This is a genomic window from Akkermansia muciniphila, assembly GCF_900184965.1.
In the GTDB taxonomy this organism is placed as follows: Bacteria; Verrucomicrobiota; Verrucomicrobiia; order Verrucomicrobiales; family Akkermansiaceae; genus Akkermansia; species Akkermansia muciniphila_A.
Window position 1 is genome coordinate 87,419 of record NZ_FXYA01000185.1, and the last position, 12,986, is coordinate 100,404.

The 12,986-nt window shown below is 58.0% G+C and carries 10 protein-coding genes; 7 read left to right on the top strand and 3 right to left on the bottom strand.

The annotated features are described in order from the left end of the window. Window positions 1–57 precede the first annotated feature (57 nt). On the top strand, window positions 58–1,584 hold the full coding sequence (locus tag CI070_RS05945) for a sigma-54 interaction domain-containing protein (protein ID WP_094137444.1): 1,527 nt from the start codon (window positions 58–60) through the stop codon (window positions 1,582–1,584). Next, window positions 1,581–2,480, top strand: a complete 900-nt coding sequence (locus CI070_RS05950; protein ID WP_094137445.1) for a phytoene/squalene synthase family protein — start codon at window positions 1,581–1,583, stop codon at window positions 2,478–2,480. The genes CI070_RS05945 and CI070_RS05950 overlap by 4 nt, the downstream gene beginning before the upstream one ends. A gap of 1 nt (window position 2,481) precedes the next feature. Here the strand turns inward: CI070_RS05950 and CI070_RS05955 are convergent, their stop codons facing one another. The 3 genes from CI070_RS05955 to CI070_RS05970 form a co-directional block, all read right to left on the bottom strand. Next, entirely contained in the window at window positions 2,482–4,044 is a 1,563-nt protein-coding gene (locus CI070_RS05955) for a glycoside hydrolase family 75 protein (protein ID WP_094137446.1), read from the bottom strand. Next, complete coding sequence (locus CI070_RS05960) at window positions 4,041–4,886, bottom strand: SDR family NAD(P)-dependent oxidoreductase (protein WP_256943605.1); 846 nt, start codon at window positions 4,884–4,886, stop codon at window positions 4,041–4,043. Before CI070_RS05960 ends, CI070_RS05955 begins: the two co-directional genes overlap by 4 nt. Before the next feature lie 237 nt (window positions 4,887–5,123). Next, window positions 5,124–5,546: a DUF6941 family protein gene (locus CI070_RS05970; protein WP_012419416.1), complete on the bottom strand. Its 423-nt coding sequence runs from the start codon at window positions 5,544–5,546 to the stop codon at window positions 5,124–5,126. A gap of 192 nt (window positions 5,547–5,738) precedes the next feature. On the opposite strand from CI070_RS05970, the gene CI070_RS05975 reads away from it, so the two are divergent. The 5 genes from CI070_RS05975 (at window position 5,739) to CI070_RS06000 (ending at window position 12,882) form a co-directional block, all read left to right on the top strand. Further along, window positions 5,739–9,275 carry an ATP-binding cassette domain-containing protein gene (locus tag CI070_RS05975; RefSeq protein ID WP_094137448.1) on the top strand — a complete coding sequence of 1,179 codons (3,537 nt, stop codon included), beginning with the start codon at window positions 5,739–5,741 and terminating at the stop codon, window positions 9,273–9,275. A gap of 198 nt (window positions 9,276–9,473) precedes the next feature. Continuing rightward, entirely contained in the window at window positions 9,474–10,028 is a 555-nt protein-coding gene (locus tag CI070_RS05985) for a hypothetical protein (RefSeq protein ID WP_143245744.1), read from the top strand. Between the two features lie 160 nt (window positions 10,029–10,188). After that, entirely contained in the window at window positions 10,189–11,145 is a 957-nt protein-coding gene (locus tag CI070_RS05990; protein ID WP_143245745.1) for a hypothetical protein, read from the top strand. Next, complete coding sequence (locus CI070_RS05995; RefSeq protein ID WP_094137452.1) at window positions 11,142–11,774, top strand: ATP-binding cassette domain-containing protein; 633 nt, start codon at window positions 11,142–11,144, stop codon at window positions 11,772–11,774. Before CI070_RS05990 ends, CI070_RS05995 begins: the two co-directional genes overlap by 4 nt. Further along, on the top strand, window positions 11,737–12,882 hold the full coding sequence (locus CI070_RS06000; RefSeq protein WP_143245746.1) for a hypothetical protein: 1,146 nt from the start codon (window positions 11,737–11,739) through the stop codon (window positions 12,880–12,882). The genes CI070_RS05995 and CI070_RS06000 overlap by 38 nt, the downstream gene beginning before the upstream one ends. The last annotated feature ends 104 nt before the right edge of the window (window positions 12,883–12,986 follow it).

Below are 12,986 nucleotides of genomic sequence, written 5' to 3' on the forward strand. Positions count from 1 at the left end.
AAAAAGTAGTTGGTATGGCGGGGGCGTGCGGTTAATATTCGCCCAGCCCCGGATTGCATGAATGAAGTAAACAGGTCACCGGATTTAGAGATGGTCGTGCTGAAGGAAATCAGCTCCGCTATTGTCAATGAACGCAATGGCACGGCTTTGCTCCGGCATATCCTGGACGTGCTTTACCGCCGCATGAAGATGCTGCGCGGCACGTTCACCATCCGCCGCGGGAACGATTTGATGATTGAAGCCTCCCACGGACTGGACGAGCAGGAAATGAAACGAGGCCATTACCATGTGGGGGAAGGCATTACGGGGCATGTGGCGGAAACGGGAAGGCCCCATGTGATTGAGGACATTTCCCGTGATCCCAGGTTCCTGAACCGTACCCGCACGCGCAAAAGCGGTGAAAGAGCAGCGTTCATCTGCGTTCCCATCATTCATTTGCAGCAGGTCATCGGCACGTTGAGCATTGACCGTGCCGTGGATCGGGATACCGATCTGGAGCGGGACCAGAAACTGCTGGAAATTGTGGGCAATATCGTTGGGGATGCTCTGGCTGCCAGTCTCCAGGCGCATGAGGAACGCGCCGCCCTGGTGGCGGAAAATGAGAAACTCCGGGAGCTTCTGACGACTAATCCGGGAGAGTTGATCGGCAATTGCAGCACCATGCTCCAGGTGTATGAACAGATCCGCCAGGTGGCGCCCAGCGATGCTACGGTGTTGATTCGGGGAAGTTCCGGAACGGGGAAGGAGCTGGTGGCGCGCGCCGTGGTGAACCTGAGCGGCAGAAAGGATAAGCCGCTGGTGACGTTGAATTGTGCGGCCATGCCGGAGAACCTGCTGGAAAGCGAGCTGTTCGGCCATGAAAAGGGTTCTTTTACCGGAGCCACCAGCCGCCGCATCGGCCGTGCGGAGGCGGCGGACGGCGGCACCCTGTTTCTGGATGAAATCGGGGATTTAAGCCTCCAGATGCAGGTGAAGCTGCTGCGTTTTCTCCAGGAAAAAACTTTTTCCCGCGTGGGAAGCAACAGGGAGCTTCATGCAGACGTGCGCTTCATCGCCGCCACCAGCCGCAATCTGGAGGAATTGATGGCGGAGAACAAGTTCCGGGAAGACCTGTATTACCGGTTGAACATTTTCCCCATCGTCATGCCGGATCTGTCCAAACGCAAGGGGGATGTCATGCTGCTGGCGGAACACTTTCTTTCCAAGTTCAATTTGAAATACGGGAAGGACATCAAGCGGTTGTCCACTCCCGCCATCAATATGCTCATGGCTTACCACTGGCCCGGCAATGTGCGGGAGCTGGAAAACTGCATGGAACGTGCCGTCATTACGGCGCAGGACGACTGCATTTACGGCTACAACCTTCCCGCCTCCCTCCAGATGCCCAGCCATGACGCTCCTTATTCCCGTGACGGGGAGGCTCCCGCTGATTTGCCGACCATGGTGGACTCCTTTGAACGGGAATTGATTGTGGCCGCATTGAAACGTTCTCCGGGCAATATGTCCGCCGCGGCCCGGGAACTGGGCATTTCCCCACGGGTACTCCACTATAAAATGCACAGGCTGGGCCTGCAGAAATCATGAAAGGCCTTGATCAGCTTCTATCGGCCGTTTCCCGGTCCTTCTACCTGAGCATGCGCTTCCTGCCCCGGGAAATGCGCTCCGGCGTGGCCGTGGGCTATCTGCTGGCGCGCGCCACGGATACGGTGGCGGATGCCGTGGATATGGACTGCCGGGAACGCCTGGCACTTTTGAGGATGATGGGGGAGACGGTGGCCGGCTCCGCTTCCAGGGAGGATGCCGCCACCTGCTTTGGCCGTCTGGGCGTTCTTTCCACAGTCCAGCCGCACCGGGGGGAGGCGGAACTGCTGGCCCGTTTCCCCGAATGCCTGGCTCTGCTGGAAAACCTTTCCCCGCATGAACGGGAGCTGGTGCGGCAGGTGCTGGCCTCCATCGTGGAAGGGCAGGCGTGGGATCTGGAGTATTTTGAAAGCCATGCCGCCGTCTCATGCCCGGAACAGCTGGAGCGCTATACTTATATGGTGGCCGGCTGCGTAGGGGAATTCTGGACCAGGCTGGGCCTGCTGGCGCTGGGCCCGGGCTTCAGCACGCAGCCGGAGGAGCAACTTTTGCGCTGGGGCAGGCACTACGGCATGGGGCTGCAGCTGGTGAACATTCTGCGTGACCGGGAGGAAGACCTTGACCGCGGAAGAAGCTATTTGCCCGCGCCCGATGACCGTCCATGGCTGGAGCGTGCGGAACGCTGGCTGAAGGAAGGCGTATTTTACGCGGAATCTCTGCGGAACGGGCGGCTGCGTTTTTCCACCGTCCTGCCCGCCTGGCTGGGGCAGGACACGCTGGAATTGCTTCAACGGTCGGATCGGCGGCATCCGGCTTCCGGAAAGGTGAAGATTACGCGCGGAGACGTTTATTCCCGGGTTTGGAAAGCCTTTCTCTTCTCCTGGAAAGAGGCTCTGTAGCTCATGCGGCGCTTTTTGCGGCTGACGGGGCTTGCGGGGCAGCCGGGGCAATCGCAGGCTTGTTCCCGGGGGCTTCCTCCTTTTTCCGCTTATCCGCGGATGTTTCCGCTGCGCCGCCGGTTTCCGGTTTTGGGGAGGGCGGCGGCTTGGGCGCCAGCAGGTCTTCCCATTGGTGGAGCTTGAATTCCTTCCCCATGCCGCCTATTTCGTTGAGAAGTTCCCGGCATTTGTCCGTAAGTTTTTCATAGTCGGGAGGTCCGGCCTCAGGCTCTGCGGAACCGGGAAAAATCAGGTAGCTGACCTTCAGATCGGAGACGGGGCGGCTGTAAGGTCCCGCCTTGGGGTTGATTTCCCGGCTCAGGCGCAGGGAACCTTCCCCCGTTTTGTAGCGCGGTCCGGCGTCTCCCACCAGGGCCGGGTACAGCTTGTCTCCCACGATGACGACGGCATAGTCCCCGAACTGCGGGGAGAAAGGGGAGGATTGATTGACGACTCCCAGCGGAACGACGATGAACGGATCATATTCCGAGATCAGGAAGCTGTATCGCTTCAGTTCCTCAATGACCCGTTCCGCATGGTCTATTTTGCGGCGCAGAGCCGTTTTTTCCGCGGCGGGAGCTTTTTCCAGCGTCTTCTTGTAGGAGGCCAGCCTCTGCTGCCAGGGTTTGAGCAGGGGATTGGGTTTGTCTGTGCGCTTTTTCCAGCGGTAGGAAGTGCTGGGCTGGTAGAAGGAGCTTTTCAGGATTTTATCCGGCATGGCGGCCAGCCGGTCTCCGTCCGAGCCGTCGGAAACAACGTCCATTTCACTTTGCAGCCAGAGAAGTTTCCTTCCCGTGTCCGGATAGGCGGTTTCCAGAATCGTCTCCGTATCGTAATAATTATGGCGGTCCAGGAGTTTGAGCAGGGAGGCCAGGTTTTTGCGGATTTCCGTCTGTTTGCGGACGTAAATCTGGCCGTAATAAGGGGAGACGCGCGCATGCCTGAACAGGGTAGTCAGGCCGGGAAGCATGGAGTTCAGTTTAGGATTGAGTTTCAGAATGTCTTCCTTTTTCGTCAATGCTTTGGGCTGCTTGACGTTCAGGGAAAGGGTCATCTGGTAATTGCTTTTGGTTTCCCTGTCCCTGGAGGCCAGGGTTCCGGGCTGGAAATTAACCTGCGTTTTCAGGTTCAGTCCGCGGGCCAGTTCATAAATATGGGTCATGGCCCCTTCCGCGGGCCTTGTGGGAAGCACGGGCGGAAATGGGGGGTACTGCACCGGGGGGAGGGCGATTGTGCGCTCCGGCGTCCATGGCGTGTACAGCCGCTCATCCTGGGGTTCCTTTCCGGAGGCGGATGGAGCAGCGGTTATTGAAGGTTCTTCCTGCCCGGGCTGTTCCGCAGGGGGGAATTCATGGGGCGGACAGGTTCCGGAGTCCGTCGGCGCCAGTTCCGGCTCCCCTTTCAGGGCGCGTATGATCTGGGCGGGATACGGCGTGAACAGGGAGGCTGCCATGGCTGCCAGGCAGATGCAGACTGCGAGCTTGAACCAGGTGAGGCGGGGTATTCCGCGGCGATGCGCTTTCATGATATTGAAGAAGGTAAGTCATTGGATGCCGGAAGAACTTTCCGGGGGCGCCTGCCCATGAAAAGGCGTATCAGCCCCAGCGGGGCGGCGGCCAGAAACATGGCGGCCAACCGTATTTTCATGCCGGGAAAGACCCGGGCGCGTCCGCGGACCAGGGCTCGGAGGCTGTCTTTCACGACGGTCTCGACGGACGTGTCAAAAGCGTTGCGTCCCGGCATCATATTTCCGGTGAAGCCGGGACGCCGCGCCGCTTTTCCAAAGCCTGTGGAAACCGGGCCGGGGCAGACGGCCAGCACGCGGATGCCGTGTTCGCGCAGTTCCAGACGCAGCGCTTCCGACAGGCTGGAAACATAAGCCTTGGTGGCCGCATAAACGGCAAAATCCGGAATAGGCAGGAGGGCGCCCAGGGAACTGAGGTTGATGATATCCCCTCCGTTTTTCTTCATGGCGGGGATCAGCGCATGGCACAGGCGGGTGAGGCTTTCCACATTCAGACGCAGCAAGGAACGTATTTTTTCCCAGCGGCCGTCCGCGAAATCTCCGTAATCTCCGGCTCCGGCGTTGTTGATCAGAAGGGTTTTCCCCGGAGGAAGGCCCTCCAGGCGGGAAATGAGCGTATTCAGGGAGGTTTCGTCCGCCAGGTCGCAGGGAAGGACGGCGGCGTGAAGGCCGGGATGGCGTTTTTCTAGGGCGGCGGCAAGCTGGCGCAGGGCGGCTTCATTCCGGGCGATGAGCACCAGTTCCGCCGTATGGGGCGCCAGCGTTCCGGCAAACGCTTCCCCGAAGCCGGATGAGGCGCCCGTAATAATAATCCTGTCGTATTGGAGGCGTGCGGTTTGCATGGCGGGTCGGAGCAACCCGCATCATGGTCAATCCGGTGCGGAACCGCAATGAAAAAGGGGGAAGGAGGACGCAAAAAGCAGGGCCGCCCTTTTTGAGTCCGGGGCCGGGCGCTGCGGTTTCCGGGCGCATGGAACCGGGGCCGGACTGTTCCGCGCCTCCGGGCGGCCCGTCCGCTCCAATAAAAAACCGCCTGCCGGATGAACGGGAGGCGGTTTGGTGAAAGCGGGAGTATTTGCTTAGGCCTGGGCGGCTTCTTCCTGCACCTGCACCACGCGGAAGGGCACGCGGGAGGCGAGTTCGCCGTCAACCGTCAGGTCGATGGAGTAGTTGCCCGGCTTTTCAAAACGCAGGCCCTGGAAGTTCATGATCAGGTTGCGGGTGAAGAAGGAAGCCCCTTCCGGGAAAGCGGGAACCGGGAAATTGATCTTGATGGGCATGCGTTCTTTGTCCAGCGGCGTGCCGTCGGCATCAACGATGCTCAGGCCCAGTTCGTGCGTGCCTTCGTCTTCAGGAGTGAGGCAGATGCGCAGGGCGACGGCGCAGACGGGATGCACGACCGGGAACTGGCGGGCGACCAGGGAGTCAAAACCGCCCTGGATGCAGAGCTTGCCCTGGTAGTCGGCGGCGAAGTCACAAAGAGTAGAAACTAAAATATCCATGTTGTGATAATGTTGATGTATTTGGCTCGCTTTCACGCGGAAAGCATGAACATTGGACAGAACTATACTCCCTCCGGACCTATTGCAAGATAAAGCTGTAGAAAATATTGTCATTTCTCCGTGAAATTCCGGTTGCGCTTGAGATAGGGCGGGAATCCCTGTACTACTGGTTCCGGCAACGCGTTCCCGGGCATGATCCAATGGTTTTTTGACATTCCTTCCAAGCTGATTCACTGGAGGCTGAATCTGGTCAGGACGCTGGGCGCCTACGTACCGTGGCTGCGCCGTGACGACGGTTCCATGAAGGTGCATGCCGGCACGCTGGTGGACTTGTTCGCCACTATTTTGAGCGGGCGCCGCCATTTGAGCGCCCGTGATGCGGACGCCGCCCTGGATATTCTGCGCTATACTTTCCCGGAAGTGGAGCACCGCTGGCTTTCCACCCGTTTCGAGCGCTCCATGAGGGCCAATCTGACGGTGGCGGACGTTCTGGCCTCCGCCGCTTCCGGCAGGGATGAGACGGAACGCATGACGATAGCGCTGGAGGTGCTCTCCCTGCTGATCAATACGGGAGATTCCCGCATGACCGGGGAGCTGTTTGACCAGGTGACGTACGGTCTGGAACTGCCGGGCACCGCAAACCACTTGAGGCAGCTGCTGATGACGCCGGACGTGGAGGCCCAGGAACCGGCGTACAGCGTCAGTTTTTCCTCCGGCATCGGGGCGGAGGTATCCCTTCCGGAGCAGGACAAGGGCATTTCCTTCCGTCTGATCCGGTGTTCCCGTCTGGTGCTGGTGGTGAACGACGGCTCCCGCCCCATTGTGGTGCGCGGGCGCCATTTGCCGCCCGGCGGGGTGATGCCGCTGACCAACGGGCAGGTGGTGCTGCTGCCGTCCGGGCCGCTGAGCTTTGAGGACTTTTCGTTTTTTCTGAACTGCAAGCGTTCAGGCAAGCAGGAAGTATGCTATATTTCCCTGGACGGCGGTTCTCTGCAAATCAGCCGGGTGCGTTCCCGGGCCAGCGAGGTGCGCGTGAACATGGGACTGGCATGCGAGGTGGAAGTGCTGAGGCCGGAGGTGGAATTTGCGGTTGACGGGAAACGTCTGTATCCCGGTGAAAGCGTGCGCATGGCCTATTATTCCTCTTTCATGCTGGACGGGGAAGGGCCTTTCTCCATGGGAGAGGTGCAGAATTCCATGTCGGACATCGGGCGCCGTTTCCGCCTGGACCCCGGCACCCGCAAGCTGCGGGTGACCAATCTTCCGGAAAAAGCGCGCAAGGGGGACATGCTGCTGACGCCCGGGCTGGCTCCCGGTGCGGTTCTGGAGGTTTCTTTTTCCAGCGCCACCAACTCCGGCTGGCTGGAAGTGGTGGAGGCCTCCATGCCTCTGCTGCTCAATGGCCGTCTCATCCGGGGAAGAGTTGCCCTGAGGGATGGGGACGTGGTGCATCTGAACGTCTATCATGCGCTGCGCTGCCGTTTTTCCGCCGGGGTGCTGGATGAAGAATACCATGCGATCAGAACCCTCAGCGTGGAGGGGGTGACTAAGGAATTCCTGCGCTCCGGATGCGTTCTGGACAATATTGACCTGACCGTGAAACGTGGGGAAATGGTGTGCATCCTGGGGCCCAGCGGGTCCGGGAAAAGCACGCTGCTCTCCATGCTGGCCGGTCAGCTGCCGCCCACCCGGGGCTGTATCCGTTACAACAACCAGCTTCTGTACAGCGCCCCGGATCTCATACGTCCTTACATCGCTTTCATTCCCCGGGAGGATATTCTGGATGCGGCCATGAGCGTTTCCGAACACATCTCCCAGGCCACCATTATACGCCGTCCGCGGCTGAACCGGTCGGAACGCGTCAGGCGCGTGAACGCCATTTTGAAATTCCTGGGGCTGACGCACATCGCCTCCCGCCGCGTGGGCGAAATGAACGCCCGCACCATTTCCGACGGGGAGCGCACGCGCCTGAACCTGGGGCTTGACCTGACGGGCATTGCGGACGTTTTCCTGCTGGACGAACCTATCAGCGGCCTGTCCACGTCAGATGCCAAGCTGGTCATGCAGACCATGCAGAGCATGAGCCGCGACAAAATGGTAATCGCCACCATGCACCGGCCCAGCACGGCTATTCTGAACCAGTTCCACAAAGTGCTGGTGCTGGACCACGGCGGCCAGATGGCTTACTGGGGGGACGTGCCGGGCATGATGCGGTATTTCCGGAAGGCGGCTGCGGACATGGGCATTGACGTTTCCGAGGAGGCGCGGACGGCCGGAGGCGCGGACTACGTGTTTGAAGCGCTGGAAGCCCCCCTTTCCTGGCATGACCGCCGCAGGCGGCAGCACCCCCGTCTGTGGCAGGAGCGTTTTGAAGGCTACCGGTTCCGCAATGTGATGGGGCATCATCATGAAGGGGGCGCTCCCAGGACGCTGTATGAAGGCACGCTGGAATTTCCGCCCGTGCCCAGGCGCAGCGTCATGCAGCTCTGGCGGCTTTTCCGCATTTGGGCCGTGCGTACCTTCCTGGGGCGCGTGCGAAGCCGCATGGGGTTGTACACCATGCTGCTGGAAGGTCCGGTTCTGGCTCTGCTGATTTCCGTGACCCTGCGCGCCTCTTCCAGCCCGGAATACACGTTTGCCACGGCTCTTCACATACCTTCCTACCTGTTTCTGGCGACCATTGTGGCCATGTTTTTCGGCCTGACCGGGGCGGCCAGCGAAGTGCTCAAGGACCGCGCCCTGCTCAAAAGGGAGAGCAACGCCAAGGTGTTCGTGACCGGTTATGTCCTCGCGAAGGCGCTGGTGCTGACGGGGCTTTCCGCCGTGCAGTCCGCCCTGTTCCTGTGGGTGGGGAATGCCATTCTGGAAATCCATGAAATGTTCCTGATTTACCTGGGGACGATGACGCTGACGGCTTTCGTCGGCGTAAGTCTGTCCCTGCTGGTCTCCGTCTTCGCCAGAACGGAGAGGGCGGCGCTTAACATGGTGCCTCTGCTTCTGATTCCCCAGATACTGATGGCCGGGGCCATTGTCCATTTTGATGAAATGAACCAGTTCATTCCGTGGTCCGCCCACCGTACGGACGAACATGGGCGCCTCAAGCCGGGGCGCGTGCCGCTGGTGGCGGAATTCTGCCCTCTGCGTTACTCCTTTGAAACAATGTTGGTGGACCAGGCGTCCAGGAATGTATGGGAGAGGGAGCGTGAAATCATTCAGGAGAAAGTGGATGAACTGAAGGAACGCCCTCATTTGGACGACAGGGAATTTGAAGAATTCAAGCTGCTCAAGATGGCGTTGCTCCACATTGCCGCTATTGGAGCGGATGGACCGGAACAGGCTAAAGCCGCCGTCCGGCAGGTTCGGAGGGCGGCTCTTGACGGTTCGGAAAAAAGCTACAGGCGGACCATTGCTGAATTGGAACTCCTGGGCAAGGGGCATCCGTCCGTCAAATCCTTTTACGTCAATGACCGTGTTGTGATGCTGGATGAATCAGCCGAGATTCAGCGCGTCAGCCGGGATGCCCTGGACAGGCCGGAAATTTTTCTGGGCCGCCGCCAGCCTCTGCCCTGGGAAGGCTCCGGCCAGTCCCCGGGGGATTCCGGATACAGCGCGGATGACGGAACGGTTCCCACTCCATGGAAGGATTCCCTGTTTCTGTTCCTGATGGGGGCCGCCCCCCTGCTGGTCACGGGCCGCGTCCTTAAGCGCAGGCTGGAAAGGGCCGGATGACGCTTGCGGCCTGCGGGGGTTGGCGCCTGTATTTCCTCCGTAAGGCGGAAAATCCGGCGCGCGCGTCCGGGGAATGGCAGCGGCCCGTAAGCCCCCCGTGCGTCCCGCAAAAAACGGAGGGACTCCTTCAAATATTCTTTTATTTATGTGTTGACGCGCCGGACGGAATCACTATCCTTGAAGAAAATCTTTTTCTTTATGTTTTCCCGATTGACGAACAGGTGCGTATTATCTTCCCTTTCCGCAGCAGCCTTGTCCTTTGGACTTTTTTCCTGCGGAGGCAGCGGCGGCAGCGGTGACGGGGAAAGCCTTCCTTCCGGCACCATGCTGGATTTGAGCGCTTCTCTTTCCACGGAAGATGGGCTGGGGCCGTGGAATATTGTCGTCAAATTGACGGGTAATGGTTCGGATCTGCCCCTGGTAAGCATTAACGCGGCAAGCAGCAATGAGAGCGCCCCTATGAATATTGCTTCCGTAGTGTACCGCAGGACGGGGTCATCTGCTATTCTGCGGGGAAACTTCACGATTACTTCCGGACAGTGGACGGCTCCGGGGCCAATTGTCGTGACAAACAGGGACAAGGCTTTTGTGGATGCGAACATTTCCTTCAACTCTTCCAATGAACGTGAAAGCTGCGGCGGGACGTTTACCGGTTCCATCACTTATCAGGTTCCCGTTGAAAATGATGAAGGTGAGGAGGAAGCGCAAAACTGGACCGCTACGGAAGGAGCGGTGAGTTACACGGTATCCTGAAGTTCTGATCATTTATGACGGGGCTTTGCCGCCGTGAAACGGGGCAGGCCTGTTTGAAATTATGGTCGGAAGGGCAAAGAAATGTCTTTGGGGCATCTGGTTGTGCTCTGGGCTGGCCCTTTGCGGCTGGAATGCGGAATCGGCCGACCGGGGGATTGATATGGCGGCATCGAAAGATGCCTGTTTTATCAAGACCTTCCGCGCCAAAATTGTCCCGGAGAGGCTGCGTTCCTTTGTCATGCCGGCGGATGGAATTGTCAGCAACTGGATTCCCGCGGACGGGCGCGTTCAGAAGGATACTATTATTGCAACAGTCAATGAAGATGAAATTGAACTGGAGCGCAAAGAGCTGGAAGTCAAAATTCTGAAGGATCGCATCGCCAGGGAGGAAGAGTTGTCAAAGCTGGAAAAACAGCTTGAAGAGATAGAATTCTACTCTTCCCTGACGAGGGAGGAACGGCAATATGCCAGCAAGCAGGCGGAAGGCGGGGAAAGGGCCATCCGGGCATTGAAAGACAAGATTGAGCTTTCCAAAAGGGAGTTGTCCCTGGTGGAGGACAAGCCGCGTCTGGATTTTCGCAAGAAGGAGGAAAAATATATCCTCAGAATGCCTTTTGACGGGAAACTGCAGTACCAGTTTTCCATTCCGCCGGATAACAGCGTCGCCCTGTACATGGATGCCGCGTCCCCGATTGCGACCGTGTGCGATGACTCCTCTTATTATCTGACCATTTCCATTTCGGACCCTGATTTGACGAATCTGCCGCCGGAATCCCTTTCCCTGTCCGTCCCCCTGGGTGACGGTTCCGCTTTGAAGGGGGTTTTTGCCTTCAAGCGGGTAGAGAAAAATATTTCCGGCGGAGGGGAATTGCTGGCGTATTTTTTCCGTCTGCCCCGCCAGGAGCATGAACGCGCCCATTCCATGCTGGGCTCCAACTGCACGGCCCGTCTTTATTATATGCCGCAGGGAGAAGTGTTTCATCTCAACAAGGTGAGGCTGGCTTCCCTGCCGGAAGGGAAAAAATGTTCGTCCTGGCAGGAACTTCTTGAAAAAGTGCATCCGGAACTGGAACTGGTGGTGAATGGGGAAACGGAATTGATCGTTCGAAAAAAATGAAGTTGCTATGCGAATCAGTCTGTTTCAGTTATTCAGGCAAGCAGTGGATTTTTGAAAATTATAACAGGGTGTTCACTTCCGGAATCACCATTTTGAAAGGGTATTCCGGATGCGGGAAAACAACTCTGTTGAAAATTCTGGCGGGTTATCTGAGACCGCAGCGCGGGCGCGTCATTACTCCCCGGCGGAAGGTTCAGGCGGATTCACTCTATCGGCGCAAGGAGGTGAGTTACATGTTCCAGGGGCTTAATCTCCTTCCCCTGGCCACGGTGGAGAGAAATCTTCAATTATGCGCGGAAATGGCCATGCTGCCTAAAAAACAGTGGACGCGGAGGGCGGATGATTTGATTGCCCGCCTGGGCCTGGAATCGTTGAGGCATAAAAAAGCGGGGAGTTTGTCCGGCGGCCAGGCCCAGCGGGCGGCTCTTGCCCGCACGATGATGAAGGATTCCGATGTGCTGCTTCTGGATGAACCTACTTCCGGCCTGGATGACGGCAATACGGAAATCATTAAAAATTTGATCAGGGAATACCCTGCTGACAAAATCTGCATTTTGAGCACGCATGATTCCCGGCTGTTCGACCTGACCCATGAAATCATTGATTTTAACCTGTCTGTATCTCTTTAAAGATACTCTCCACCGTTGGAAGGAACGCCCGGCCAGTCCCCTTTCACGGATTCTGGTGGCCTTTTTCCTTTCCCTGTGCGCGCTCTCTTTTCTCGCCAATTATGTTCTCTCCTCAAAAATGCTGCATGATGAAATCAGGAAGAACGGGGCGGACCTGATTATTGTTTTTGATACTGTGCGCGACGGGGACCCTTCCAAGAAAAATTTACTGCAACATGAACTGCCGTCCCTGTATGGCTGCGATGTCCTGGTGCTGAATGACGCCCGTGCGGGTGTGGCGCGCGTGGGTAAGACAGTATTCCCCGTTCTGGAATACAACATGGAGTCCTGCTCCTTTCTTTCCGCGCTCGGGTTGGAGGACGTGGCCACCGTCCTTCTGTACAATCCCTCCCGGAGCCCGTTGCAGGCGGGGCCTTGTACGGTTACCATAGCGGATTTTGATTTTTCCCTGAATGCCTCCCCTTTGCCGGAGGGGCATTTGCTGGGCAGGCTGTATCCTTCCGGTGTCATTTTAGCCCCGGAGGGAACTTTCAGCTCCGGACAGGAGGTCCCCATGGAGAATTGCCGCTATATCATCCGGGTGCATGAAATGACGGCGGCACGCATTCGGAGCATCGAAGAAGTGCTGAACAACATGGTGCGTTATGACGGCAGCATGACTATGGTTCAGACTCACGTGGGGCTGCTTGACAGGCTGGAAGTGCTGATGGGCAACCAGACGGAGTGCAGGACGGGGTTTTCCCTCGGCATTGCGGTGATCGTCGGCATTCTGCTGACAGCCCTGGCATCCATGGAATTCCGCCAGAATGAATATGTCTATACGCTGATGAAGAGCTTCGGGGTGCGCCCTGTTCTGCTGATTATGGCGTTTATCGTGGAAAACGCGTTCCTGATTGGCGTCTCCTTTGCGGGCGCCGTCTGGGCGTTCATGAAAACCCAGAGAATCGTCTTGGGGGAATTCTTTAAGCTGGGAAACTCCGTCCTGACTTATGCCGATATACGGCAGGATTTGTGGCTGCTGGGCATTTCCCTGGCGGGGTGTGTGCTGCTTTCCTCCATCCCGGTCGCCTTTTCCGCCTGCCGTCCCATAGGGAAGGTGCTTAAGTAAGTGACGGGGATTCGGGATCTGCTTTCCGGCATGTCCGTCTTTGCCCGCCTGGGGGAAAAGGCTGGCTGTGTCCCGGCAGGGTGGGAGATACTGGATAAAAAAAT